The sequence below is a fragment of the Kribbella sp. NPDC049174 genome (assembly GCF_043197365.1).
Lineage (GTDB): Bacteria > Actinomycetota > Actinomycetes > Propionibacteriales > Kribbellaceae > Kribbella.
The window spans coordinates 270,756-295,325 of the sequence record NZ_JBICSZ010000009.1 but is presented as its reverse complement, the minus strand read 5'-3'; the positions used below and the strand labels follow the sequence as shown (position 1 = coordinate 295,325).

Genomic DNA, 24,570 nt, shown 5'->3' with positions numbered 1-24,570 from the left:
CCCTCTGTCTCTGCCTAGGCTGACCCTCTGTCTCTGCCTAGGTCGACCCGGGCTGCGACGAAGCTGCGGCCTTCGAAGAGGACTTCGCCGCCGAGTTCCCCGGCCAGTTGCGTGCTGGTCAGGTAGCGCTTGTAGATCCGGTGCCGGGAGCCGTCGTTGAGCGTCCGATCCAGCCACTGCTCGGGCTCGACACCGGGGCGGAGGGCGGTGTCGATCACGACCAACTCGTCCGCCACCCGTCGTACCTCGGCAAGAAACGCCGCCCGCTCGTCGGTCGGCAGGTGCCCGTAGAAGTGCCCGGTCAGCACCCGGTCGAAGGCTCCGTCGGCAGCCGGCAACCGCAACGCATCACCGACGATCACCAGACCGCCCGCCACCCGCCCCCGCGCCACCCCAGCCATCGCCGGACTCCGATCCAGCCCGACGGTCACTCCCCGAAGGTGCCGGGTCAGAAATCCAGTCCCACACCCGACATCAAGCGTCCGCACCGCCGGCAACCCACCGACCAGTTCCACCAGCCGCGCAACCTCCGCCTCCCACCACGGCGGGTTCAACTCCGCAAACCGGCCCCGCCCCAGGTACCACTCGTCGTACTCGCCGGCCCGCGCCTCGTAGTACGCATGCGTCCCACCATCCTTCGCAAACGCAGGCACCGGCTCCATCTCCCAAGTGTCACCCGCGGCGTTGGGCCGGCGTTGGGTCAATTGCTGGGGTCACCGGCTGCTGCGTCGTACTTCGCCTCGATCGCGTCGAGGTCGCGTACGGCGAACCGGTGGTGCTCCCACTCCTCCCCGAGGATCACGTGCAGGCACGACAGGACGGTCTCGGGGAACTTGGGATCGTGGGGATTCTTGCGCGCCTCGGCCAGCACCTCCGGAGTGACTGTGGCAATGAAGTCGCGCACCATCGCGACGCGCCCTGCCCGGACCTCCAGCACCTCGGCGTACGACGGTGTCTCTGTCACGAAGATCGACTTGTCCACCTTCTCCACCTTGTCGTCCTCGGCGCTGGTATACGTCAGACCGATCGGGTGGAACGGCCGTTCGAGCTCGAGAACGCCCCGGCCCAGCCACACATCCGTCGCATGGACCAGGTGCCGCAGCGTCTGCGCGAACGACCACTCGTCATCCACCGACACGTCGACCGTGCCGGCCGGCATCGCCGCAACGCGCTCCAGCGTGGCCGCCCAGGTGCTCTCGAGCACAGCCCAGGCCGCGCGCAAACCCTCCGGATCACCAGCGCGCCGCTCCGCACGCCCGGGAAACCGCCGATTGAGTTCGGCATCGACGAACGGGATCACGTCGACCCCGTTGACCCGCAAGAAGCTACCCCCCTCGAAGAGCCAAGGCCCGTCGATCTCCACCCCCTGCACATCAACCCCGCGCATCACCACCCCAGACAGATCAGCCCCAACAAACCGAGCCCCCCGAAGATCCGCATCAACAAACTCCGCCCCCCGCAGCTCATCAGCCCGCCCAAACGTAGCCATGCCACCTCCTCGTCAGTCAGTCCTCCACCGCCGCTGCCGCAAGCCAACACCACCCCTCCGACAACAAACGCACATCACCCACCAGTCGCCATCACGACTGCGACGGCGGCGCAGATTCCACAGATCAGGACTCTCTGGCCGATCCGCGACCGACGCCAGTCCGATGCCGAGATGCGCGATCCCTCGGACTCGGCATCCTCCAGCAAGTCGGAGAAGATCAGCAGCGGCCGCCCGAGCGTTCCGAAGATCGACAAGGCGTAGAGGCCGGCTACGCCCCAGATGAAGAGAGCTGCGGGACCCCCTTCACCAAAGAGCCTCAACAGCGTAGGAACCGCGGCCATAGCGACCCAACCAGCCACAGCGAGGACAGGCGGCACCTGCCGGGCACGGATGATCGGATCAAGCCAGGTCAGCAAACAGGTCAACCCCAGAAGGAGGACCATGGCGCCCACCGCGAGGCCTGAATGCTGCAGAAACCACGGCACCGGAAACGACCAGGCCTCGAAGGCGACCATCCCCGGAGGATAGAGCAGCACCGGCCACACCCCGAGCGCGCCGATCCGGCAGCTGGGACCGATCGCCCTGTCGACGCAGCAGGCCGCTCGGTCACGCTTCACACGTCCCATGCGTCGAGTCGGACCAGCGGTCGTTGGCTCAGCTCACGATCCACAGGTGCGCGGTACCACGGAGCGTTCACCGCGCGGCAGCGCGCAACGCGGGCGGAAGCCCGCCGACCCGCGCGTCAGCGCAACCCGCGCGACAGCGCCAGGAGAGCGCGACAGCACGCACCGTCCGCGGGTGGGTGGGTGCGGAGCATGGCGACGAAGGAGCCGCGCGAAGCACCGCGGGGGAAGACCCCAATAACACAAGAATTTGTGGAGACGAGGGGACTTGAACCCCTAACCCCTGCCTTGCAAAGGCAGTGCTCTGCCAGTTGAGCTACGCCCCCGTGGGGGAGGTCAGCGGCCCGGGGTGACCGGGTCGACGGCCTCGGCCCAGAGGTCCTTCTCGGCGCGGGACTGCTGGGTCTTCTTGTACGCGAAGTATCCACCGATGCTGGCCACCAGCACCAGCAGGATCTTCTTCAGCACCGGGACTCCTCGGATCGGGGTTCACGATCGTTTTGGTGGGCCTAACTGGACTTGAACCAGTGACCTCTGCCTTATCAGGGCAGCGCTCTAACCGTCTGAGCTATAGGCCCGCGTTGCGGGGTCGAACCCGGGAGAGATTACCGCACTCGGTGCCCTACTCCCAAACCGGTTCCGGCCAGGCCCTCACCGGGCCCGGCCGCAGACCGGGCAAGCCGTCAGTCCTCCGATGCCAGGGTAACTTCCAGGCCGCCGAGCAGCGTGGCGGCGATGTTGTAGAGGAACGATCCGAGCGTCGCCAGCGCGGTGATGATGAGCACGTCCGCACAGGCCAGCAGGGTGGTGAAACCCATCACCTTGCCGGTGTTGATGTAGTTCTCGATCCGGAACGGCTCGGCCGCCGGCGTACCCAGCACCTCGGTGACGGTGTTGTTGATGTTGTCGAACACACCGGCCGCACCGATCGCGGACCAGACGATGAACACCGCGACCCAGGTGACGATGCCGAACGCGATCGAGAGCAGGAACGACGTCTTCATCACCGACCACGGGTCGATCCGCGACATCCGCAGTCGTGCCTTGCGGGTCTGCGGCCGGCTCGAGGTCTTCGGGGCCTTCTGGGCCTTGGGGACGGCAGCGTGCTCCGCCTTGGCGTGCTTCTCCGGCTTCGCCGGCTTGACCGAGGTGGCCTTGTCCATCACCGCCTGCCGGGCCGCGCTGACCCGGTCGGTGAGGCTCTCGGCAGCCGACTTCGCCGAGTTGTTCCCGGTCAGCCCGTACGACGAAGCACCAGCGGCAGCCGCCGTACCAGCGGACGGCGTACCAACTGACGGCGCGCCGGCGGACGACGCACCCGGCGTCCACGACTCCGGGCGTCCCGGCGTACTCGGAGTGACCGGCGCAGGACTGGCCGGCCGGGATCCCGGCTGGGCAGCCGGACGGACCGGCGGCTGCTGCGGCGGCCGTACCGGCCCGGACTGCGACGCTCCAGACTGACCCGGCCTCGGCTGGGAACCCCCACCAGGCTGGGACCCTCCGGCCGGCTGGGAACCCCCAGGCCGCGATTGCGGACGGTAGTCGCCTGATCTCTGCTGGCCGTTACCGCTGGGGGCGGCGCTGGAACGACCGTTGGAGGCCGGGGTGGCCGGTGGAGTGGACTGCTTGTTCCCGCCCTGCGATGGCCGCTGGGTCTTGGGATTGTCCGCCGCACCGTCGGGCCATGTCGGCCTCGCGCGGTTGGTCATCAGTTACCCTCCTGGCCGGCTTCGTCGTCTTCGACGGTAGCCGCGCCGTCGACGTCCGTCGAACGCTGGTCATCATTCTGGACGCTCTCAGGGGTGGATTCGGTTGTCGATCCGTCCACATCCTGGGCAATTTCGGAGGTACCCGCTTCGTCGCTCTCTGATTCGTCGCCGTTGCCGTTCAGGCTCAGATCGGTGTTCCGGGCGATTGCGACCACCGCGTCGGACTCGCCGACACCGGCGAACCGGACGCCCATCGTGTCGCGACCCTTGACCGGCACGGAGTCCACCCGGCTACGGACGACCTGGCCGCTGGCCTTGATCGCCAGCACCTGGTCCTCGTCGACCACGATCAGCGCGCCGACCAGCGAACCGCGCTCGTCGTTCAGTTTGACCGCCTTGATGCCGAGACCGCCGCGACCCTGCTGCCGGTACTCCGACACCCGGCTGCGCTTGGCGTACCCGGCGTCGGTCACGGTGAAGACGAACTGGATGTCCTCCTCCGAACCGGCCCGGATCACCGACATCGACAGCAGCTCGTCGCCGGAACGGAACTTCATCCCGGTGACGCCGGAGGTGGCCCGGCCCATCGGGCGGAGCTGCTCGTCGTTCGCGGTGAAGCGGATCGACTGTCCCTTCCGCGACACCAGCAGCAGGTCGTCCTCGGCGGTGGCCAGGTCGGCGCCGATCAGCTCGTCGTCCTCCTCGCGGAAGTTGACCGCGATGATGCCGCTCTGCCGGGCCGAGTCGTAGTCGGTCAGCGCCGTCTTCTTGACCAGGCCCTTCTTGGTCGCGAGCACCAGGTAGTCGGCCTGCTCGTAGTCGCGCAGCGTCAGCACCTGGGCGATGTCCTCGTCCGGCTGGAACGAGAGCAGGCCGGCCACGTGCGAGCCCTTCGCGTCCCGGGCGGACTCGGGCAGCTGCCACACCTTGGCCCGGTAGACCCGGCCCTTGGTGGTGAAGAACAGCATCCAGTGGTGGTTCGTGGTGGCGAAGAAGTGGCTGATCTCGTCCTCGGCCCGCAGGTGCGCGCCGCGGACACCCTTGCCGCCGCGGTTCTGCGTCCGGTACAGGTCGGTCTTGGTCCGCTTCGCGTAGCCGCCGCGGGTGATGGTGACGACGACGTCCTCGTCCGGGACCAGATCCTGCACGGACAGGTCGCCGTCGGCCGCGATGATCGTCGTACGGCGGTCGTCGCCGTACTTCTCGACGATCTCGGCCAGCTCGTCCTTGACGATGGTGCGCTGCCGCTCCGGGCTGGCCAGGATGTCCTCGAGGTCGGCGATGACGGCCTCGAGCTCGTTCAGCCGGTCGATGATCTTCTGACGTTCCAGGGCGGCCAGCCGGCGCAGCTGCATGTCCAGGATCGCCTGAGCCTGGACCTCGTCGATGTCCAGCAGGCTGATCAGGCCCTGGCGCGCGTCGTCCACGTCGGGGCTGCGGCGGATCAGTGCGATGACCTCGTCCAGCGCGTCCAGCGCCTTCACGTAGCCGCGGTAGATGTGGGCCTGCTTCTCGGCCTCGCGGAGGCGGTAGCGGGTCCGGCGCTGGATGACCTCGATCTGGTGGTCGATCCAGTGGGTGATGAACAGGTCCAGGCTGAGCGTTCGGGGCACGCCGTCGACCAGGGCCAGCATGTTGCAGCCGAAGGTGTCCTGCAGCTGCGTGTGCTTGTAGAGGTTGTTCAGTACGACGCGCGGCTGGGCGTCACGCTTCAGCACGATCACCAGGCGCTGGCCGGTCCGGGACGAGGTGTCGTCGCGGATGTCGGCGATACCGGTCATCTTGCCGGTGTTGACCAGCTCGGCGATCTTCTGGGCCAGGTTGTCCGGGTTGACCATGTACGGCAGTTCGCTGACCACCAGGCTGGTCCGGCCCTTGGCGTCTTCCTCGATGTCGACGACCGCGCGCATCGCGACCGAGCCCCGGCCGGTGCGGTAGGCGTCATCGATGCCCTTGTAGCCGACGATCAGCGCGCCGTTCGGGAAGTCCGGGCCCTTGATGAACTCCATGCACTTGGCCAGGACCTCTTCCTGGGTGGCCTCCGGGTTCTCCAGGCACCAGTTCGCGGCCGCGGCGACCTCGCGCAGGTTGTGCGGCGGGATCTGGGTCGCCATCCCCACGGCGATACCGGCGGAGCCGTTGACCAGCAGGTTCGGGAACCGGCTGGGCAGGATCACCGGCTCCTGCGAGCGACCGTCGTAGTTGGGGCGGAAGTCGACCGTCTCCTGGTCGATGTCGCGCACCATCTCCATCGCCAGCGGAGCCAGCCGGCACTCGGTGTACCGCATCGCCGCGGCCGGGTCGTTACCCGGCGACCCGAAGTTGCCCTGGCCCTGGATCATCGGCGCCCGCATCACCCACGGCTGCGCCAGCCGCACCAAGGTGTCGTAGATCGCCGAGTCGCCGTGCGGGTGGTACTGACCCATCACGTCACCGACGATGCGGGAGCACTTCGAGAAACCACGGTCCGGCCGGTAGCCGCCGTCGTACATCGCATAGAGGATGCGGCGGTGCACCGGCTTCAGGCCGTCGCGGACCTCGGGCAACGCGCGGCCGACGATGACGGCCATCGCGTAGTCGAGATACGACTGCTGCATCTCGGTCTGCAGATCGAGGGGCTCGATCCGGTCGTGGCCCGGCGAGGTGGGGGTCTCGGTCATGAAAAGCTCGTCCCGTTCAAATCAGTCGTACGTCGGGGTGGTCATGCGGACGGAGTCCCGGCCGGGGAGCGGCCGGGCGAACTCCGTCAGATATCCAGGAAGCGGACGTCCTTGGCATTGCGCTGGATGAAGTTGCGCCGGGCCTCGATGTCGTCGCCCATCAGGGTCTGGAACGTCTCGTCGGCGCGGACCGCGTCGTCCAGGGTGATCTGCAGCAGCACCCGGTTGGCCGGGTCCATCGTGGTCTCCCACAGCTCCTGGGCGTTCATCTCACCCAGACCCTTGTACCGCTGGATCGCGTTCTCCTTCGGCAACTTCTTGCCGGCCTCGGCGCCGGCCTCGACCAGGCCGTCCTTCTCCCGCTCGGTGTAGGCCAGCTCGTGGGTCGCGTTGCTCCAGCGGATCTTGTACAGCGGCGGCTGGGCGGCGTACACGTGACCGCGCTCGATCAGCGGGCGCATGAACCGGAACAGCAGGGTGAGCAGCAGGGTCCGGATGTGCTGGCCGTCGACGTCGGCGTCGGCCATCAGCACGATCTTGTGGTACCGGAGCTTCTCCTCGTCGAAGTCCTCGTGGATCCCGGTGCCGAGGGCGGAGATGATCGCCTGGACCTCGTTGTTCTGCAGGACCTTGTCGATCCGGGCCTTCTCGACGTTCAGGATCTTGCCGCGGATCGGCAGGATGGCCTGGAACTTCGGGTCCCGGCCGCCCTTCGCGGAGCCACCCGCCGAGTCACCCTCGACGATGTAGACCTCGCACTCCTCCGGGTTGGTCGACTGGCAGTCGGACAGCTTGCCCGGCAGGCCGCCGCCGCCCAGCAGACCCTTGCGGTTGCGGGCCAGGTCGCGGGCCTTCCGGGCCGCGATCCGGGCGCTCGCCGCGGCGGTCGCCTTACGGATGATCTCGCGGCCCTCGGCCGGGTTCTGCTCGAACCAGGCGCCGAGCTTGTCGTTCACGACCCGCTGGACGAATCCCTTGACCTCGGTGTTGCCGAGTTTGGTCTTGGTCTGGCCCTCGAACTGCGGCTCGGCCAGCTTGACCGAGAGGATCGCGGTCAGGCCCTCCCGGATGTCGTCACCGGTGAGCCGGTCCTCCTTCTTCTTGATCATGCCCTGGTCCTCACCGAACGAGTTGACCAGCGAGGTGAGCGCGGCCCGGAAGCCTTCCTCATGGGTGCCGCCCTCGTGGGTGTTGATCGCGTTCGCGAAGGTGTGCACCGACTCCTGGAACGAGCCGCTCCACTGCAGCGCGACCTCGAGGCTCATGCTGTTCTCACCGTTCGCCGCGGCCTCGAACGAGATGACGTCGCGGTGCACGGTCTCGCGGATCCCGGTCAGGTACTTCACGTAGTCGACCAGGCCGTTCTCGTACTTGAACGACTGCTCGACCGGGTTGCCGTCCTCGGTGTGGTCCGGCCGCTCGTCCCGGATGACGATCTCCAGGCCCTTGTTCAGGAACGCCATCTCGCGGAACCGGGTGGACAGCGTCTCGTAGGAGTACGTCGTGACCTCGAAGATGTCCGGGTTCGCCCAGAAGGTGATCGTCGTACCGGTCGACTCCGACGTACCGTTCGGGTCCGACGAATCGAGCTCGGCCAGATCCGCGTCCGGCACGCCCACGGTGAACGACTGGTGGTAGACCTTGCCGTTCTTCTTCACGTCGACGTTCAGGCGCGTGGACAGCGCGTTCACGACGGAGACACCGACGCCGTGCAGACCGCCGGACACCTTGTACCCGCCGCCGCCGAACTTGCCGCCGGCGTGCAGCACGGTCAGTACGACGGTGACGGCCGGCTTGCCTTCGGACTCGACGATGTCGACCGGGATACCGCGGCCGTTGTCCTCGACCCGGATACCGCCGTCCTGCAGCATGGTGACGACGATCCGGTCGCAGAACCCGGCCATCGCCTCGTCCACCGCGTTGTCGACGACCTCGGTGACGAGGTGGTGCAGACCGCGCTCACCGGTGGACCCGATGTACATACCGGGACGCTTCCGGACCGCGTCGAGGCCCTCGAGAACCTGGATCGCGCTGGCGTCGTACTCCCGCTCCACGACGTTGGAGGGCATCTCACTGTCGGGTAGGACGGTGCCGATGGGGTCGGCGGACTGGTTGGCGTCGATCTCGGTCGGCTCGTCGGTCACCGGCTGTTGTCCTCCTTGGACCTCGCGTGAGCAAGGCATCGCTGCACAGTGGAAACCGCCCCCTACAGTGTTAATAGAGGTGCGGCTCGCCCTACACCGTCCATCTTACCTGTCGAGCGAAGCAGAACCGGCCACCAGGCGCCTGAAACTGTGGATAGGGCGCCTTTTCTCCCTCGTCGCCATGTCCCCTCTCGCGGGTGGGGGCCCAGAAAGCGCTCACGGCCGCTCAGTGGCCTCCGGGGATTTCGTGATCGGCGGTCTGAGCACCGAGACCCGGCCGACCGGTCCAGACCACTCACAGGGCGGGCCGACAGGTGGCCGTTGCGCACCCACGGCCCCTTAGGATCGCTGCCGTGGAAAGTCTCGACGACGTCATCGACGCCATGATCGCCGACCGGGTGATTCACCGGCACCGGCGCAAATGGCTGATCGCGATCGCCCTCGTCGTCGTCCTCGCCCTGGTGATCCTGGCCACCGGCGGCTGGAAGGAGAAGGTCGGCCGGACGGTGCCGACCCTGACCGCACCCGTGACCGTCGAGGCCGGCAAGTGGGAGTACAACGTCACGAAGGCCGAGATCAGGGTCCGGAAGAAGTCGGAGTACCGCGAGGCCGAGGCGGAGCTCAGGGTCTACTTCGACCTGAAGAACATCGACGAGGAGGAGAAGACCAGTGACAGCCTGCAGGGCAAGCTGCTGGTCTTCGTGCCGGGTGGCGGGCAGGACCTGGTCGAGTCCAACGGCGGCGAGTGCCACGGGGTGCTGAACTGGGTGGTCGTCTACGGGTTGCCCCCGGAGAGCTGCTTCACCACCTTCAAGGTCCCGGCCGACTTCTCCTCCGACCTGGTCGAGATCGGGATCCAGGGTGAGCGCTACGAGTCCGACAACGGCCTGCTCGGTGCGAACGAGGATCCGTACTGGCAGAACCCGCGGCCGGATGCCGTCGTACAGCTGAAGCCCACGGTCGTCGACGCGACGGAGCAGGAGGACAAGTGAAGCTCTACCGTCCCGCGACCGTGGCCGTCGGCGTGCTGTTCGTCCTGCTCGGCGGGCTCACCCGGCTGGCCGCACCGGACCAGGTGTTCGACGAACAGAACATGCAGGTCGTGCACGGCACGATCGGCGAGGACCTCGAGTACGGCGATTCCACCGTGACCATCACCCGGATGAAGTTCGCCAAGACCGTGGTCGAGGAGGACGGCTCCGACGACGACAAGCCGCTCGAGACCAACGGCGTGTACGTCGCCCTCGAGTGGGACACCGTCCGTGGCATCGCGAAGCCGCAGAACGCCGGCGCCACCCTGGTCGCCGACGGCGGCACCGTGTACGAGCCGATCGGCGGCCTGAACGACTCCGGCATCGACTTCCCGAACGCGGGCTTTGCGAAGACCGGTGCCGTCGTCTTCGAGCTGAACCCGACCGACCTGAAGGGGCTCAAACTGCAACTCCGGCCGAGCATGCTCTACAACGTGCTGAACGCGTACGTCGAGGTCGACCTCGGCATCCCGGGTGAAGAGGTCGCGCAGCAGCTCGTCGACGGCGCCGAGGCGCAGTACGTGCTGCAGGAGCCGGTGGTTCGGGTGGCGTCGTCATGAGGGGCCTGAACCGAGCGACCCGGATGGCCGCCCAGATCTCACTGCTGCTGGCGCTGCTGGCGAGCAGTGTGTACCTGCTGACCCGGACCTACCTCGGTGACGAGGAGCAGGTCTGGAACCAGGGCAACGTCAACGAGCGCGTCGATCACGGCGGCCCGGTGACGATCGGCGATGTCGAGTGGAAGCTGGACTCGCTGCAGCCCTACACGCGGATCGTCGACGACGAGCAGGAAGAGATCGGCGGGATGAACACGCCGGCCGGCAGCATCCTGATGATCGCCAAGCTGACCGCGACCCCGCGCGACGGCCTCTACCTCAAGGACGGCGGCTTCAGCTGCAGCGCGAACTTGCTCGACGATCGCGGTAACGTCTGGGCGCCGGCCACCACCACCTCCGACTGGGAACTGCCGACCTCCTGCTTCGGTGGCGACGACGTCAAGTTCGAGCTGAACAAGCCGGGTCAGGTCGCCCAGATCTACGTCGTCCCGGTCTCGGCCGTACCGCATGTCATCGGCGTCAGCATCGAGAGCCGCGAAGGCTTCCGCCGGGTCCTCATCACTCCCTGACAGGACAGCTGCTCAGCTCAGGACAGCTCAGGCAGAGGCCGGCGCGGTCTTCTGCGCCTTCTCGGCGGCCTCCGCCGCCGCAGCCTCGGCCCGCCGCTCGCTACTGACCGAGATGCAGAGGTCGAAGGCGGCGGCCAGCAGCGCGATCCGCAGCGACTCGAAGATCCCGTCCTTGATCAGCGCCGCGATCTCGTGGTTCATCAGGCCCCAGCGCTCGCCGTGGATGCCGATCGCCCGCTGGATCCCGACGAACGCCCACGCCTCACCGAGCAGCCAGAACGTGTAGACCATGCACACCACGCCCAGGAACACCGGCCCGACCCGCACGAGCAGCCGGAACGCGTTCAGCGTCGGGTAGAACTTCTCCCGCAACCCGCCGAGCACCAGGTTCGGCGCCCGGTTGGTGAGCGCCGCGATCCGGCTCTTCGGCGCCTCGATCTCGACCTGACCGCCGAAGCGACGCTCCAGCCGGGTGCCCCGGACGACCCCGCCGCCGGACAGCACCCGGTGACCGAACACCACGGTGGTGATCGCCAGCCAGGTCAGCGGCTCGGCGACGCCGAGTTTGAACAGCGGCCAGAGCGTCTCCCAGAAGAAGCCCCAGAGGAACTCGAGACCGGCCGGGATCGGGATGTGGATCCCGGCGAAGAAGTCCTTCAGACCGCCCCACCAGTCCACCGACCAGTACCAGAAGGTGCGCTCCTGGAACCACTGCTTGCCGTCCTCGATCGCGAACGGCGTGACCACGACGGTGATCAGCAGGAAGAAGGCCTCGGCCCAGACCTGGGCGAACTTGGCCGGCCGGCTCGGCCAGCGGTCGTCGATCGCCTCGATCACCCGGCGCAGCACCAGCAGGATGACGATCGCCGGCAGGTACTTGTGCCAGGCGCCGCCGCCCAGGTCGAAGAACCCCGACCCGGGCTGCATGCCACGTTCCACCAGGTTGCTCACGGTGAGCTGCGAGACCTGGTTCTCCAGATAGCCCCAGGCCGACCACACCGCGACCAGCGGCAGCAGCGTGACGGCCAGCAGTTCCATCAGGCCCTGCTGGGTCGGGTCCGAGGTCTCCTCTGCCTTGTTGCTCGCCGCGTCCCGCCAGCGGTACAGCGACGTCGCGCAGGTCCGGATCATGCCGACGTACGCGGCGATCTGCATCAGTACGCCGGCCGAGAACACGCCGACGCCGATACTCGAGTGCGAGTGCTCGGCCAGCCAGATCGCGCTGGACATGCTCAGCTTGAACCCGACGTACCCGGCCAGGAACCAGGTCGTCATGGGCAGCAGGTTGCGCCACCAGAGCCGGAAAGTGTCTCCGATCAGGTGGACCATCTCGCGGAATCCATCGACGATCGTGCGCATCGCGCCCGATCCTAGGGGAGCGCCGGGTCGCTCCGGCAATTCGCTCGTGGCTTGGTCAGCCGTAGGTGTCGCGCGGGCCGCGGCCGCCCCGGATCGTGCGGGGGCCCTTGCGCCAACTGGGAGCGTGCGGGCCCTGCACGTTGACGCGGGTGACGGTGCCTTCGCCGAGTTCCGCGTTGAGACGCCGGACCAGGTCCGGGGCGAGCATCTTGAGCTGCGTGGCCCAGGCGGTGGAGTCGGTGCGGACGGTGAGCTCGGTGTCCTGATAGGTCTCCGGCTTGCAGTGCTCGGCCATCTCCGGGCCGACGATCGACGACCAGCGCGCCATCACGCTGTGGACGGCGACGTCGACCTCCCAGCCCTGGTCGCGCATCAGCCGACCGAGGGTGTTGGTCAGCTTCTGCGGATCCCGGTCGTCCGGGCGGGCGCTACTGATCTGCGCACCGTCGATCCGCGGACGCTTGCGTCGCTTGACCGGTTTGACCGGGCTCATGCCCTTGAGCCGGCCGGCGAGCGATTTCGCCAGATCCAGCCCCTGCTTGTCATGCTCAGGTTCGTCCGGGCGGTCCGGAGCCGCCTCGCTCTCGAAGCCGCTCTCAGAGGAATTCCCGGGTTCAGGCACGGCTGACGGCCCCGTCACCGACGTCGAAGCGCGCTCCACTGAGCTCAGCGGGCACGTCAGCGCCCACTGCCGCGGTCACCAGCACTTGCTCGGCCGGAGCGACCAGCTCGGCCAGCCGGTCCCGGCGCTGGGTGTCCAGCTCCGCGAACACGTCGTCCAGGATCAGCACCGGCTCACCCCCATCCGCCCTGAGCAGTTCGTACGACGCCAGCCGCAGCGCGAGCGCGAACGACCACGACTCACCGTGACTCGCATACCCCTTCGCAGGCAAGTCCCCGAGCCCGAGGACGAGGTCGTCGCGGTGCGGACCGACCAGCGACACCCCGCGCTCCAGCTCGTCCTGCCGCTTCTCGTTCACCGCGTTCAGCAGCACCTCGGCCAACTGCTCCCTCGACACCACGCCGGGCTCGAGGACGACCGACGACTTGTACTCCAGCCGCGCATCATGCTTGCCTCGGGCAACAGCGTCGTACGCGCTGGAAACCAGCGCGCGCAGGGATTCCAGCAACTCGAGCCTGGTCGCGAGCAGTTCGGAGCCGGCCCGGGCGAGGTGCGAGTTCCACACTTCCAGCGTGCGCAGTTGCCCCTCGGCCGCGCTCGAACGGTTCTGCCGGCGGGCCATCGACGCGCTGCGCAGCAGCGAGTTCCGCTGCTTGAGCACCCGGTCGTAGTCCTGCCGGACGCCGGCCATCCGCGGTGACCGCAGGGTGAGCAACTCGTCCAGGAATCGGCGCCGTTCGGACGGATCGCCCTTCACCAGGGCCAGATCCTCGGGTGCGAACAGCACGGTGCGGAGCAGTCCGAGCACTTCCCGCGGCCGCGGCACCGGTGATCGGTTCACCCGGGCCCGATTTGCCCTCCCAGGATTGATTTCCAGCTCGACGACCACGTCCCGGTCGTACTGGCTGCGGATCTCGGTACGCACGATCGCCCGGCTGGCACCGGCCCGCACCAGCGGTGCGTCGTTCGCCACCCGGTGCGAACCGAGGGTCGCGGTGTAGTGGATCGCCTCGACCAGGTTGGTCTTGCCGTGGCCGTTCGGTCCGACGAAGGCCGTGACGCCCGGCGTGAGCTGGACCTCCGCCTGCGGGTAGGACCGGAAGTCAACCAGACCCAGGGCGGTGACATACACCTCAGTGCTTGATCGGCGGCGTCGCGTACGACGGGTCGGCGGCCTCGGCACCCTTCACCGCGTGACCGCCGAACTGGTTGCGCATCGCGGCGATCGCCTTCATCGCCGGCGAGTCCTCCTGCCGGGACGCGAACCGGGCGAACAGCGACGCGGCGATGGCCGGCACCGGTACGGCGTGGTCGATCGCGGCCTCGACGGTCCACCGGCCCTCGCCGGAGTCCTCGGCGTACCCGCGGATCTTGTCCAGGTGGGTGTCTTCCTTGAGCGCGTTCACCATCAGGTCCAGCAGCCAGGACCGGATCACGGTGCCCTCGCGCCAGGACTCGAACGTCTCCGGCACGTTGTCCACGATGTCCGCGGCCTCGAGCAGCTCGAAGCCCTCGGCGTACGCCTGCATGATCGCGTACTCGATGCCGTTGTGAACCATCTTGCTGAAGTGGCCGGCGCCGACCTTGCCGGCGTGCACGAACCCGAAGTCACCCTCGGGCTTCAGCGCCTCGAAGATCGGCATCAGGGTCGCCACGACGTCGTTCTCGCCGCCGCACATCAGCGCGTAGCCGTTCTCCAGACCCCAGACACCGCCGGAGACACCGCAGTCGACGAACTTGATGTCCTTCTCGGCGAGCTGGGCGGCGCGACGGGTGTCATCGGTCCAGCGGCTGTTGCCGCCGTCGATCACGATGTCGCCGGGGGAGAGGAGCTCGGACAGCTCGGTGATCACCGGGTCGATGGCCTGCACCGGCACCATCACCCAGACGACCTTCGGCTGATCGGTGGCGGTGAGCTTGCCGACCATGTCGGCCAGGTCCTTGGCGTCGGAGATGTCCTGGTTGTGATCGAACCCGACCACGGTGTGGCCGGCGTTGCGGATCCGCTGGCGCATGTTGCCGCCCATCTTGCCGAGACCGACAAGGCCGAGCTCCATCGTGAAATCCCCTTGTTCTGTTGGCTTTCAGCTGTTGAGGCGGACCGGCATCAGCACGTACCGGAACTCGCTGATCGGTTCGCCGTCGAAGTCCCGCACACCGGTCAGCTCGGCCGGCTTCGTCGCCTGCGTGAAGGCCAGGTGGGCGACCGGCGTACCGATCGCGTTCAGTCCGTCGAGCAGGTACGTCGGGTTGAAGCCGACGGTGACCGGGTCACCGGCGACCCGGGCCTCGATCGACTCGGATGCCTGCGCCTCGTCACCGCTGCCGGCGTCGAGCGTCACGCTGTCCTCGCTGAACGTCAGCCGCACCGGCGCGTTCCGCTCCGCGACCAGGGCGACACGCTTGACGGCCTCGACCAGCGTCGCGGTGTCGATCCGCACGCGGGTCGCGATCGCGGAGTCGGTCGGGATGATGCCGCGCACCTTCGGGAACTCGCCGTCGAGCAACCGGGTGGTGGCGCGCCGGTTGCCACCGGACACCTCGCCCTCGAAGCCGACGATGCCGTCGCCGGTGCCAGGCGCGGCCAGCGAGACGATCACGTCCGATCCGGTCATCGCCTTCGCGGTCTCGGACAGCACCCGCGCCGGCACCAGGGCAGCCGCGGACGCGTCGGGGGACTGCGGGTTCCACTCGAGCTCACGAATCGCGAGCCGGTAGCGGTCGGTGGCGAGCAGCGAGATCGTGGATCCCTCGATCTCGACCCGGACGCCGGTGAGCACCGGCAGGGTGTCCTCGCGGCCGGCCGCGGTCACCACCTGGGCGACCGCCTGGGCGAAAACGTCGCTCTTCACGGTCCCGCTCGCGGCCGGAAGGTCCGGCAGAGCCGGATATTCCTCTGTGGGAAGCGTTTGGAGCGTGAACCGCGAACTGCCACAGGTCACTTGAGCCTTCGCACCGTCCACGGCGATGTCCACCGGCTGGTTCGGAAGACTCTTCGAGATGTCGGCCATCAGCCGGCCGGAGATCAGGCACTTGCCGGCGTCGGCCACCTGCGCGGGCACGGTGACGCGGACCGAGGTCTCGTAGTCGAAACCGGACAGGGTGATCTGCCCGTCCTCGGCCTCGACCAGAAGGCCGGCAAGGATCGGGACGCTGGGACGACTGGGCAAGCTGCGCGCGGCCCAGGCCACCGACTCGGCCAGTACGTCGCGCTCGACGCGAAACTTCACCGCTGGGTGCCTCCTGATTCGGCTGTGTGCCAGGCAGATCCTGCCACGGACAAGTGTGATGTGCGCCCACCGGGCGTGACGTGGCGCTTCGGGCGGGTCGCGTCGGCGTCGTTGCTGTGTCGGAGTCTCGTGCTCTGAGGACAGCCTGACAGGTCCCGCAAGCCGGCGCGAGAGCGGGGTTTTCCCCAGGTTGGGCCGCTCGATCGTTTTGTGGACTGGGAACTCTCTACAGATTCCATAGGGTTCTTAGCACCGGTGGATACTGTGGAAAAGCGACGAGTTCGCAGGTCAGGTGCCATTTCGGCCTGGGGACGGCGTGTGGACGAATCTCGCTTGGGCTTGGGACGCCTGGGTACGACGGATTCTGTGCCCACAGCGAATCCACAACACACACCGATGTGTCCACCGCAATACCCACAGTTATCCACAGACGTATCCCCAGCCTGTGTGGTTCGTGTGACCGCGTCGTAGCGCTCGGAGCACAAGCACTTCGACGCGATCCACGGACTCATTGCTGCTTGGCCTGGTGCTTGATCCGGTTGGTCAGCTCGGTCACCTGGTTGAAGACGCTGCGCCGCTCCGACATGAGCTGCCGGATCTTCCGCTCGGCGTGCATCACGGTGGTGTGGTCGCGGCCGCCGAACTGCTGACCGATCTTCGGCAGCGACAGATCGGTGAGCTCGCGGCACAGGTACATGGCGATCTGCCGGGCGGTCACCAGGACGCGGCTCCGGCTGGACCCACACAGGTCGTCGATCGACAGACCGAAGTACGAGGCGGTCTGGCCCATGATCATGCTGGCCGTCACCTCGGGCTTGCTGCCCTCCGGGATCAGGTCCTTCAGCACGATCTCCGCCAGGCTCAGGTCGACCGGCTGCCGGTTCAGGCTGGCGAACGCGGTGACCCGGATCAGTGCGCCCTCGAGCTCACGGATGTTCGTCTGCACCTTGCTGGCGATGAACTCCAGCACCTCCGGCGGCGCGGTCAGCCGCTCGGTGGCCGCCTTCTTCCGCAGGATCGCGATCCGGGTCTCCAGGTCGGGCGGCTGGATGTCGGTGATCAGGCCCCACTCGAACCGGTTCCGCAGCCGGTCCTCCAGCGCCTCCAGGCGTTTCGGCGCCCGGTCGGAGCTGATCACGATCTGCTTGTTCGCGTTGTGCAGCGTGTTGAAGGTGTGGAAGAACTCCTCCTGGGTCTGGATCTTGCCCTCGAGGAACTGGATGTCGTCGATCAGCAGGACGTCGACATCGCGGTACCGGCGCTGGAACTGGGACGCCTTGTCGTCGCGGATCGCGTTGATGAAGTCGTTGGTGAACTCTTCGCTGGAGACGTACCGGACTCGGGCCCCGGTGTACAGACTGCGCACGTAATGCCCGATCGCGTGCAGCAGGTGGGTTTTGCCCAGACCGGAGTCGCCGTAGATCAGCTGCGGGTTGTACGCCTTGCCCGGGGCCTCGGCGACCGCGACCGCGGCGGCGTGCGCGAACCGGTTCGAGCTGCCGATGACGAAGGTCTCGAAGGTGTACTTCGGATTCAGCCGGGCCTCACCCTGTGCCTCGGTGGCCGGCTGGGTCGGGGCCGATCCGTTCGGCGGCGGCGCGACCGAGCCGAGCGGGTGGCCGAACGGCTGCTGCGGTGCACCGAGCTGGGGCGCGTGACCGGTCTGCTGGTCGAAGTGCTGGGTCGGCTCCTGGCGCTGCGGGGCGGGCTGACCGTACTGCTGTCCGGTGGTGTCGGGATCGGTCAGCGCGGACTGGATCGTCGGCTGGTACGCGCCGTCGGTCCGCAGCGGCTCCCGGACGACGGGCTGCGGCTGCGACTGTTGATGGGGCTGCTGGTGTTGCGGCTGGTGTGACTGCGGCTGGGACTGTGGTTCGCGGAGCTCGGGGTCGAGCGACGGGTCGACGGTGACCGCGATCCGGATGTCCCGGCCGAAGCTCTCGGTCAGTATCCGTTCGAGGTCCGGGCGGAGCCGGGTCTCGAGCTGGCCGCGGGTGAAGTCGTCGGGCACCGCGACGATCGCGGTGCTCTCGTGCAGCGTGACCGGCCGCGAGTTGGTCAGCCAGGCGCGCTGGTTCGGCGGGAGGCCCCCGAGCACGCGGGCCCACGCAGCACCGAGGTCCGTCACCGGCCCGGCCGTTTCCACCTGGTGTTCGGTCGTACTCCTGCTGTCCGTCGTACTTCTGTTGTCCGCACGCTCATCCCCCTCGTTCCGCACCGCTCTGGCCGGTTCCCCACTCGCGAACCCCGGCACCTGGCGCTCGGCGCCGTGCTGAGGAGGTTGGGGGGCGCCGCTGTACTGGGCCGCCGGCTGGTCGCCGCCGTACCCGGCGGCCTGGTGGTCGCCAACGTTGTATTGAGGTGCCTGGTGCTGCTCGCCACCGAAGGTCGGTTGGCGTTCACTGCCGTATCCGGTGTCTGTGCCTGATGCTGCGCTCTGGCCGAAGCGCTCGGCCCTGGGGAGGTCGACCGAGTACTTGTCGTTCTGTACGTCGGCGTACCTCAGGTTGTCGGCGACGGCCGGTGCGGCTCCGAAGTACGGCGTGCCCGCTGCGGGCTCGTACGACGTACCCGCTGGCGGCTCGTACGGCGTGCCTTTTGTGGGCTCGGGGGTCGCGCCGGGGAGATCTGTGGCCGCGCGCTCGAGGTCGGAGCGATAACCGTCGGGGCGATAACCGTCGGGGCGGTACCCGTCGAGACGGGGCGCCGGCTGGTAGTCGAGCTCCTCCTGTGCGGGGTGGTTCGGAAGTGATGGAGTGGACTCGACGGCTTCGGCCCGTGGCACCGGACCTGGCTCCGGGGTGACCCCCGGCCTGAATTCCGCTTCGGTGTCCCCTGTGAATTCCGCACTGGCGGAATGGTCCTCGACCACGCGTTGCTCCCCGAATCCATCGCTGCGGTGGCCGGCGCGTTTCCGGTGACCCGGGCGGCGCGACCGTTAGACCCAACACCGTGCGGCCTGCGTCGCCGGTTGTCCGGCTCGGCACGACTACCTTTGTCCGCGGCCGGCCGCCGTACTGTCCACACGGTTGTCCACAGTTGTGAACGACGGGTGGAGCAGGTTGGTTACCGATTGCGGGATGTGGGACCTCTGGTGTGAGGGGCTGACGCTAACAAGTCCGCCCACGCTGCTTCAAGCCGTCATCCACAGGCTATGAACCCAAAATTGGGGGCAACCTGCGGCGTGTCGGGTGGACGCCGGAGCGTAGTCATGATGAGGGAGCCGACGGTGACGGCCAGTTGACCGCTCGTGTGCCGACTATTCTGTCCACAAGCCTGTGGAAAACCCTGGGGATGACTGGTTTGACCTGTCCACAGGCGGCCACGTACCGTGGATCAGTCGGTGTTGAGCCGGCTCTTTCGTGCTGCGCTCGCTGCGGGACCACATTCGGTTCTTGAGTGGTGGTGTGCAGGACTACACCAGCGGCAGATCTATCAGTGGATTTGTCGACAATTGTGATCTCGAGTAACCGGAGTCATTCCAGTGAGCAAGCGGACGTTCCAGCCGAACAACCGTCGTCGGCACAAGAAGCACGGTTTCCGTCTTCGGATGCGCACCCGTGCGGGTCGCGCGATCATCGCCGCCCGCCGTGGCAAGGGCCGCCAGCGCCTCGCGGCCTGAGCGACCTCCTCGACGGTGACCACCCCGTGTTACCTGCGTCGAACCGGTTGCGCCGGTCCGACGATTTCCGGCGCGCTGTCCGATCCGGACGGCGGGCCGGCAGGCGCGCGGTGGTGGTTCATCTGTTCCGGCGGGACGAGGCCATGGCCGAGCCCGCTCGTGTCGGATTCGTGGTGAACAAGGCGGTGGGCAACGCGGTTCTGCGGAACCGGGTCCACCGCCGTCTGCGTGCCGTGATGGCCACGCGGCTCCCTGATCTGCCGGCCGGCAGCCTGACCGTCGTCCGTGCCCTCCCGTCGTCCGCCTCGGCGTCGTACGACGAACTGGTCGCGGATGTGGACGGCGCGCTGAGCCGGCTGCAGGGGCCACGATGAGGATCAATCCCGTGAAGAGCGGGATCATCGGTTTTCTGAAGCTCTACCGGACCTTCGTCAGCCCGATGTACGGGCAGGTGTGCAGGTTCTACCCGAGTTGTTCGGCGTACGCCCTGGAGGCGGTCGAGCGCCACGGTGCGGTGCGCGGTTGCTGGCTGGCGGCGAGAAGGCTCGTCCGCTGCCACCCGTGGAACCCCGGCGGCTACGACCCCGTTCCACCCAAAGATGTCGACCAGCGCGGAGACTCGATCTCCGCCAACCAGCCCGGACCGTCCGCCGACGCCGGGCCCGTGCAGCGAGGTGCTTGAGTGACTCTTCTGGCCATCCCCCAGCTTGCGTTGTGGGACGGGATCGTAGACCTGTTCAACGCCGTCATGACGCCGCTGTACTGGGCTGTCTCGGCCCTGCTCGTCGGATGGCACTGGCTGTGGAGCCAGGTGCTGGACCCGAACGGCGGCTGGGCCTGGGCACTGTCGATCGCCGGTCTGACCATCGTCATCCGGACGCTGCTGATCCCGCTGTTCGTGCGGCAGATCCGCTCCAGCCGGAACATGCAGCTGCTGCAGCCGAAGATGAAGGAGCTGCAGAAGAAGTACGGCCATGACCGGGAGAAGCTCGGTCAGGAAATGATGAAGCTGTACAAGGAAACGGGCACCAACCCGTTCTCCTCGTGCCTTCCGCTGCTGCTCCAGTCGCCGGTCTTCCTGGCCCTGTTCCGGGTGCTCGACGGCGCCTCGAAGGGCGAGGCTCACAGCAGCATCATCGAGCCGCACGTCGAGTCACTGCGGCACGCCAAGATCTTCGGCGCGGAGATCTCGCAGACCTTCCTCCGCGCCAGCGGTGAAGGCGCCCTGAACGTCAAGATCGTCGCGATCGTGCTCATCATCCTGATGACCTCGACGATGTTCATCACGCAGCTGCAGCTGATGCGCAAGAACATGCCGAAGGAGGCCCTCGAGGGCCAGGCCGCGCAGATGCAGAAGATCATGCTGTACGTCTTCCCGATCTTCTTCCTCATCGGTGGCTTCAACTTCCCGATCGGTGTTCTCATCTACTGGTTCGTCTCGAACGTGTGGACGATGGGCCAGCAGTTCTACGTGATCCGCCGCAACCCGGCTCCCGGCACTCCGGCGTACGACGCCATGGAGGCCCGCAAGCGCGAGCACAACCTGCGCGCCGGCCGCCCGGCCGACGAGGGCCTGGCGGGCGCCGAGGGTGACACGGACACCGTCACGGACCGTCGTCCGGCGCAGCGGCAGCAACCGAAGCGGCAGTCCCGCAGCAACCGCAAGGGTGGCGGTGCGCAGCCGGCGGCGACGGGTTCGGCCGACGAGCAGACCGCCGCGAGCAACGGCCAGGCGTCCTCGAACGCCAAGCCGGAAGCGGCCAAGAAGACTCAGGCCGGTGCTGCCAAGAAGCAGCCGGCCGGCAAGAAGGGTGCGACCCCGAAGCGCCAGCCCGCGGCCAAGTCGGCCGCGCAGAAGAAGGCTGCGCAGAAGAAGTCCGGCGGTTCCCGCTGACCGGCCGGCGCCGGTAACCCTGCCTGCTTGTACACCTGGGTCCCCGTGGGGCGGATCTCGAGATCGTGAAGGAGTTGGCCGTGACCGACGGCATGCAGAACACCGAGGCGGCGGAGCAGTCCGACGTCAAGACGGGCACCGCTGACGAGCGTCTGAAGGCGCTCGAGGCGGAGAGCGACATCGCGGCCGACTACCTCGAGGAGTTGCTGGACATCGCCGATCTCGACGGCGATATCGATATGGACATCGACGGCGACCGGGCCGCGGTCTCGATCGTCGGCGCGGAGCTGAACAACCTTGTCGGTGAGAACGGCAAGGTGCTGGAGGCGCTACAGGAGCTGACCCGGCTTGCGGTGTACCGGGAGACCGGCGAGCGGTCCCGGCTGATGCTGGACGTGTCGAACTACCGGGCGAACCGCAAGGCCGAGCTCGAGGAAGTCGGTCGCAAGGCGGTCGAGGAGGTGAAGGCCACCGGCGAGCCGGTGCGCCTCGACGCGATGACGCCGTTCGAACGCAAGGTCGTCCACGACGTCGTCGCGGCCGCCGGCCTGACCAGCGAGTCCGAGGGCGAGGAGCCCCGCCGGCGTGTTGTGGTCCAGCCGGTGTGAACCGTAGATGATGGCCACGCCGCTTCGAGGCCGGGTCCGGCAATCCTCCGCAGGGAGGGCCGGACCCGTTCTTGTCTTGCGCCGCTCGCACTGGGGCGCCGTACCTTCGTCGGCTGAGAGAGCCTTGGGCTCGGGAGTGGTTGGCTTGTGACCGAACACGTTTCACGTGAAACGCCGCCGCTCGTGGAGAAGCTGTTTCCGCGGGCGGCGGACCGGCTTGCGGCGTACGCCGAACTGCTCGCGACCGAGGGGACACTGCGGGGTCTGATCGGCCCGCGCGAGGTGCCGCGGCTGTGGGACCGGCATCTGCTCAACTGTGCCGTCCTCGAGCGGTTGATCCCGGAGGATTCGACGGTCGCCGACATCGGCACCGGGGCCGGCCTGCCCGGGATCGTGCTCGCCCTGGTCCGTCCTGATCTCCAGGTGTCGCTCGTCGAGCCGTTGCTCCGGCGCACCACCTTCCTCCAGGAGGCAGTCGAGCAACTCGACCTCGGCAACGCCACCGTCGTCCGGTCCCGGGCCGAGGATCTTCCGTGGGCGTCGTACGACGTGGTGACTTCGCGCGCGGTGGCTCCCTTGGGCAAACTGGCCGGGTGGTGCCTGCCGTTGTGCGCCGAAGGGGGACTGATGCTGGCGATGAAGGGGTCGTCCGCCGAGGAGGAACTGGACGCGTCCGAAGCCGAACTCGAGGCTCTCGGGGCCGAGGTCTGGCACATTCATCAACTCGGTGTGGATGAACTGGCCCAGCCGACGACTGTCGTGAGTATTGTGGCCGGACGTGCTGCAGGGGGATCCCGGCACGGAAGACGCGGGAGGTGAGCGGGTTGGTGAGTCGTGCCCTCGGTTGGCCAGAGAAGAGCACCGGTGAGCCGAAAACAGCGCAAGGCATCGGCTGGCCATCAGACCCTCAAACCGCCATCCGCCTGATCACCTCTGACCCATCCACGGACACCGCCACAGCTCCTCCGGCCGCACCTGCAGCCCCTTCAGCCGCCGCCCCGACCATCACCGACGAGCCGGCCCCAGCTACCACCCGGACCCCCGGCGACGCGGCCTCGGCCTCGTACCCCTCTGCGCCGGCCACCACCGCGCCGTCTCCGTCCGCACCGGCCACCACCGCGCCGAGTGCCGCCCCGACGTCCGCGGCCCCGAACAGCGCGCCGGTCGACAGCTCTGCTCTCCGGGCCGCAGCAGCAACCGGTTTGGACCTCAGCCCACCCACCGACGCGGCACCCGTTTCACGTGAAACGGAGCAGCCGCGAGATGATGGTGACCGGGGTGAATCGGCGTCACTGGTAGACGCCGACCACGACTTCGACGAGTCTCCACGACCTGTGGATGACGACCCCATGAAACTGCCCTCGCACACGGGAATTCGTCCACAGAGGCCTGTGGACGAAGCTGGGGGCAGACCCGCCCCGACCCCAACTGACATCCTCTTCGGGCCAAGTCCCGCACCTATCGGAATGGGCGCTATGACTGCCGCACAGATCGCCGCGCGGGCCACCTCGGACGAGCTTCAGCGACGACTTCTCGAGACTCCGATCGCCGCCGCCACCGAACGGACCCTGCTGGTGAATGAAGGACGCACGATGGGCCGAGAGTTCCCGCTGCCCGCCGAAACCCGAGTCTTCGTGGTCGCCAACCAGAAGGGCGGCGTCGGAAAGACGACGACGACGGTGAACGTCGCCGCCGGCCTCGCGCTGTACGGCGCCCGGATCCTAGTGATCGATCTGGACCCGCAGGGCAACGCGTCGACGGCACTGGGGATCGACCACTCGGAAGGCACCCCGGGCGTCTATGAGGCCATCATCGAGGGCGAGTCGCTCGGCAAGCTGCTCCAGCCGTGCGTCGAGCACCCCGGCATCCAGGTCGTTCCGGCCACCATCGACCTGGCCGGCGCCGAGATCGAACTGGTCAGCATCGTCGCCCGCGAGAGCCGGCTGAAGCGAGCCCTCGACGCGCACCTGGCCGAGACCGAGGCCGCCGGCGAGAAGTACGACTATGTCTTCATCGACTGCCCGCCGTCGCTCGGCCTGCTCACCGTGAACGCGCTGACCGCGGCCCGCGAAGTACTGGTCCCGATCCAGAGCGAGTACTACGCGCTCGAGGGTCTGTCCCAGTTGCTCCGCCACATCGACATGGTGAAGTCGCACCTGAACCCTGGGCTCGACGTCTCCACGATCCTCCTCACGATGTACGACGCCCGCACCAAGCTGGCCGGCGAAGTCGCAGCCGAGGTCCGTGGTCACTTCCGGGACGCCGTCCTCCGCACCGCCGTACCGCGCTCGGTCCGGATCTCCGAGGCTCCGAGCCACGGGCAGACAGTGCTCGCGTACGACCCGGCATCCGCCGGAGCCCTCTCCTACTTGGAGGCCTCCCGTGAGATTGCCATGCGCAACAACGCTTGATCCGAACCGACCGCGCGCCGGCCGAGTCGCTCTCGGCCGGCG

The 24,570-nt window shown here is 67.7% G+C and carries 24 protein-coding genes, 2 tRNA genes and 1 pseudogene; 11 read left to right on the top strand and 16 right to left on the bottom strand.

The features are described 5' to 3' along the window. Nucleotides 1-14: 14 nt before the first annotated feature. The 7 genes from ACGFIF_RS35625 to ACGFIF_RS35595 all read right to left on the bottom strand — a co-directional run bounded on the left by ACGFIF_RS35625 (nt 15) and on the right by ACGFIF_RS35595 (nt 3,275). Nucleotides 15-662, bottom strand: coding sequence for a class I SAM-dependent methyltransferase (locus ACGFIF_RS35625; RefSeq protein WP_393160546.1), 648 nt, complete (start codon nt 660-662; stop codon nt 15-17). Nucleotides 663-700: 38 nt separating this feature from the next. Next, nucleotides 701-1,489 (bottom strand): DinB family protein, encoded by a 789-nt coding sequence (locus ACGFIF_RS35620; RefSeq protein ID WP_393160544.1) that lies wholly within the window; start codon nt 1,487-1,489, stop codon nt 701-703. Between the two features lie 74 nt (nt 1,490-1,563). Continuing rightward, nucleotides 1,564-2,004 (bottom strand): hypothetical protein, encoded by a 441-nt coding sequence (locus ACGFIF_RS35615; RefSeq protein ID WP_393160542.1) that lies wholly within the window; start codon nt 2,002-2,004, stop codon nt 1,564-1,566. A gap of 361 nt (nt 2,005-2,365) precedes the next feature. Further along, nucleotides 2,366-2,438, bottom strand: a tRNA-Ala gene (locus ACGFIF_RS35610). Between the two features lie 10 nt (nt 2,439-2,448). Continuing rightward, on the bottom strand, nt 2,449-2,580 hold the full coding sequence (locus ACGFIF_RS35605; protein WP_233712472.1) for a DLW-39 family protein: 132 nt from the start codon (nt 2,578-2,580) through the stop codon (nt 2,449-2,451). A 33-nt stretch (nt 2,581-2,613) separates the two neighbouring features. Continuing rightward, a tRNA-Ile gene (locus ACGFIF_RS35600) sits at nt 2,614-2,690 on the bottom strand. 105 nt (nt 2,691-2,795) lie between these two features. Continuing rightward, nucleotides 2,796-3,275, bottom strand: coding sequence for a DUF3566 domain-containing protein (locus tag ACGFIF_RS35595; protein ID WP_393160539.1), 480 nt, complete (start codon nt 3,273-3,275; stop codon nt 2,796-2,798). On the opposite strand from ACGFIF_RS35595, the gene ACGFIF_RS35590 reads away from it, so the two are divergent. Continuing rightward, nucleotides 3,268-3,573 (top strand): hypothetical protein, encoded by a 306-nt coding sequence (locus tag ACGFIF_RS35590; RefSeq protein WP_393160537.1) that lies wholly within the window; start codon nt 3,268-3,270, stop codon nt 3,571-3,573. The two genes, ACGFIF_RS35595 and ACGFIF_RS35590, sit on opposite strands and share 8 nt — an antisense overlap. A gap of 247 nt (nt 3,574-3,820) precedes the next feature. On the opposite strand, the gene gyrA is transcribed toward ACGFIF_RS35590, so the two are convergent. Together gyrA and gyrB are read right to left on the bottom strand one after the other, a co-directional pair. Continuing rightward, nucleotides 3,821-6,418, bottom strand: coding sequence for a DNA gyrase subunit A (gene gyrA / locus ACGFIF_RS35585; protein ID WP_393160760.1), 2,598 nt, complete (start codon nt 6,416-6,418; stop codon nt 3,821-3,823). Nucleotides 6,419-6,567: 149 nt separating this feature from the next. Further along, complete coding sequence (gyrB, locus tag ACGFIF_RS35580) at nt 6,568-8,664, bottom strand: DNA topoisomerase (ATP-hydrolyzing) subunit B (protein WP_393160535.1); 2,097 nt, start codon at nt 8,662-8,664, stop codon at nt 6,568-6,570. 314 nt (nt 8,665-8,978) lie between these two features. Between gyrB and ACGFIF_RS35575 the strand changes: the two genes are divergently transcribed. From ACGFIF_RS35575 to ACGFIF_RS35565, 3 genes are read left to right on the top strand one after another with little or no spacing between them, the layout of a single operon-like run. Continuing rightward, a complete protein-coding gene (locus tag ACGFIF_RS35575) occupies nt 8,979-9,617 on the top strand; it encodes a hypothetical protein (protein WP_393160533.1) in 639 nt (212 codons plus the stop codon). Continuing rightward, the gene (locus ACGFIF_RS35570) at nt 9,614-10,216 is read left to right on the top strand and encodes a hypothetical protein (RefSeq protein WP_393160531.1); all 603 of its coding nucleotides are present in this window, start codon (nt 9,614-9,616) and stop codon (nt 10,214-10,216) included. The genes ACGFIF_RS35575 and ACGFIF_RS35570 overlap by 4 nt, the downstream gene beginning before the upstream one ends. Then, nucleotides 10,213-10,782 (top strand): hypothetical protein, encoded by a 570-nt coding sequence (locus ACGFIF_RS35565; protein WP_393160529.1) that lies wholly within the window; start codon nt 10,213-10,215, stop codon nt 10,780-10,782. The genes ACGFIF_RS35570 and ACGFIF_RS35565 overlap by 4 nt, the downstream gene beginning before the upstream one ends. Before the next feature lie 27 nt (nt 10,783-10,809). Here ACGFIF_RS35565 and ACGFIF_RS35560 read toward each other — a convergent pair whose 3' ends face one another. The 6 genes from ACGFIF_RS35560 to dnaA all read right to left on the bottom strand — a co-directional run bounded on the left by ACGFIF_RS35560 (nt 10,810) and on the right by dnaA (nt 18,091). Continuing rightward, nucleotides 10,810-12,141 (bottom strand): hypothetical protein, encoded by a 1,332-nt coding sequence (locus ACGFIF_RS35560; protein WP_393160527.1) that lies wholly within the window; start codon nt 12,139-12,141, stop codon nt 10,810-10,812. 55 nt (nt 12,142-12,196) lie between these two features. Continuing rightward, on the bottom strand, nt 12,197-12,763 hold the full coding sequence (locus tag ACGFIF_RS35555) for a DUF721 domain-containing protein (RefSeq protein ID WP_393160525.1): 567 nt from the start codon (nt 12,761-12,763) through the stop codon (nt 12,197-12,199). Further along, a complete protein-coding gene (gene recF / locus ACGFIF_RS35550; protein ID WP_393160522.1) occupies nt 12,756-13,895 on the bottom strand; it encodes a DNA replication/repair protein RecF in 1,140 nt (379 codons plus the stop codon). The genes ACGFIF_RS35555 and recF overlap by 8 nt, the downstream gene beginning before the upstream one ends. A 1-nt stretch (nt 13,896) precedes the next feature. Further along, on the bottom strand, nt 13,897-14,820 hold the full coding sequence (gene gnd / locus ACGFIF_RS35545) for a phosphogluconate dehydrogenase (NAD(+)-dependent, decarboxylating) (RefSeq protein ID WP_393160520.1): 924 nt from the start codon (nt 14,818-14,820) through the stop codon (nt 13,897-13,899). Nucleotides 14,821-14,847: 27 nt separating this feature from the next. Next, complete coding sequence (gene dnaN / locus ACGFIF_RS35540) at nt 14,848-15,993, bottom strand: DNA polymerase III subunit beta (protein ID WP_393160518.1); 1,146 nt, start codon at nt 15,991-15,993, stop codon at nt 14,848-14,850. 508 nt (nt 15,994-16,501) lie between these two features. Beyond that, entirely contained in the window at nt 16,502-18,091 is a 1,590-nt protein-coding gene (gene dnaA, locus ACGFIF_RS35535; RefSeq protein ID WP_393160758.1) for a chromosomal replication initiator protein DnaA, read from the bottom strand. Nucleotides 18,092-19,477: 1,386 nt separating this feature from the next. On the opposite strand from dnaA, the gene rpmH reads away from it, so the two are divergent. The 6 genes and pseudogenes from rpmH to rsmG all read left to right on the top strand — a co-directional run bounded on the left by rpmH (nt 19,478) and on the right by rsmG (nt 22,936). Next, nucleotides 19,478-19,615 carry a 50S ribosomal protein L34 gene (gene rpmH, locus ACGFIF_RS35530; protein WP_130386492.1) on the top strand — a complete coding sequence of 46 codons (138 nt, stop codon included), beginning with the start codon at nt 19,478-19,480 and terminating at the stop codon, nt 19,613-19,615. Nucleotides 19,616-19,641: 26 nt separating this feature from the next. Further along, entirely contained in the window at nt 19,642-19,989 is a 348-nt protein-coding gene (gene rnpA, locus ACGFIF_RS35525; protein WP_393160516.1) for a ribonuclease P protein component, read from the top strand. Then, nucleotides 19,986-20,297: a membrane protein insertion efficiency factor YidD gene (yidD, locus tag ACGFIF_RS35520; RefSeq protein ID WP_393160514.1), complete on the top strand. Its 312-nt coding sequence runs from the start codon at nt 19,986-19,988 to the stop codon at nt 20,295-20,297. Before rnpA ends, yidD begins: the two co-directional genes overlap by 4 nt. Before the next feature lie 9 nt (nt 20,298-20,306). Further along, nucleotides 20,307-21,281: pseudogene (gene yidC, locus ACGFIF_RS35515) on the top strand (membrane protein insertase YidC); the annotation flags it as partial. A 320-nt stretch (nt 21,282-21,601) separates the two neighbouring features. Then, nucleotides 21,602-22,117, top strand: coding sequence for a protein jag (locus ACGFIF_RS35510; RefSeq protein WP_393160756.1), 516 nt, complete (start codon nt 21,602-21,604; stop codon nt 22,115-22,117). Nucleotides 22,118-22,264: 147 nt separating this feature from the next. After that, nucleotides 22,265-22,936: a 16S rRNA (guanine(527)-N(7))-methyltransferase RsmG gene (rsmG, locus tag ACGFIF_RS35505; RefSeq protein WP_393160512.1), complete on the top strand. Its 672-nt coding sequence runs from the start codon at nt 22,265-22,267 to the stop codon at nt 22,934-22,936. Nucleotides 22,937-23,024: 88 nt separating this feature from the next. On the opposite strand, the gene ACGFIF_RS35500 is transcribed toward rsmG, so the two are convergent. Continuing rightward, nucleotides 23,025-23,339, bottom strand: a complete 315-nt coding sequence (locus ACGFIF_RS35500) for a hypothetical protein (protein ID WP_393160510.1) — start codon at nt 23,337-23,339, stop codon at nt 23,025-23,027. Nucleotides 23,340-23,592: 253 nt separating this feature from the next. On the opposite strand from ACGFIF_RS35500, the gene ACGFIF_RS35495 reads away from it, so the two are divergent. Beyond that, nucleotides 23,593-24,528 (top strand): AAA family ATPase, encoded by a 936-nt coding sequence (locus ACGFIF_RS35495; RefSeq protein ID WP_393160508.1) that lies wholly within the window; start codon nt 23,593-23,595, stop codon nt 24,526-24,528. The last annotated feature ends 42 nt before the right edge of the window (nt 24,529-24,570 follow it).

Excerpts from the sequence above, each read along its gene's own strand:
- ACGFIF_RS35495 (WP_393160508.1), top strand. The coding sequence starts at position 23,593 with ATGACTGCCGCACAGATCGCCGCGCGGGCCACCTCGGACGAGCTTCAG.
- gnd (WP_393160520.1), bottom strand. The coding sequence starts at position 14,820 with ATGGAGCTCGGCCTTGTCGGTCTCGGCAAGATGGGCGGCAACATGCGC.
- ACGFIF_RS35560 (WP_393160527.1), bottom strand. The coding sequence starts at position 12,141 with ATGCGCACGATCGTCGATGGATTCCGCGAGATGGTCCACCTGATCGGA.
- gyrA (WP_393160760.1), bottom strand. The coding sequence starts at position 6,418 with ATGCAGCAGTCGTATCTCGACTACGCGATGGCCGTCATCGTCGGCCGC.
- gyrB (WP_393160535.1), bottom strand. The coding sequence starts at position 8,664 with ATGCCTTGCTCACGCGAGGTCCAAGGAGGACAACAGCCGGTGACCGAC.
- ACGFIF_RS35595 (WP_393160539.1), bottom strand. The coding sequence starts at position 3,275 with ATGGACAAGGCCACCTCGGTCAAGCCGGCGAAGCCGGAGAAGCACGCC.
- ACGFIF_RS35510 (WP_393160756.1), top strand. The coding sequence starts at position 21,602 with ATGCAGAACACCGAGGCGGCGGAGCAGTCCGACGTCAAGACGGGCACC.
- ACGFIF_RS35565 (WP_393160529.1), top strand. The coding sequence starts at position 10,213 with ATGAGGGGCCTGAACCGAGCGACCCGGATGGCCGCCCAGATCTCACTG.
- ACGFIF_RS35625 (WP_393160546.1), bottom strand. The coding sequence starts at position 662 with ATGGAGCCGGTGCCTGCGTTTGCGAAGGATGGTGGGACGCATGCGTAC.
- yidD (WP_393160514.1), top strand. The coding sequence starts at position 19,986 with ATGAGGATCAATCCCGTGAAGAGCGGGATCATCGGTTTTCTGAAGCTC.
- ACGFIF_RS35615 (WP_393160542.1), bottom strand. The coding sequence starts at position 2,004 with ATGGTCGCCTTCGAGGCCTGGTCGTTTCCGGTGCCGTGGTTTCTGCAG.
- ACGFIF_RS35620 (WP_393160544.1), bottom strand. The coding sequence starts at position 1,489 with ATGGCTACGTTTGGGCGGGCTGATGAGCTGCGGGGGGCGGAGTTTGTT.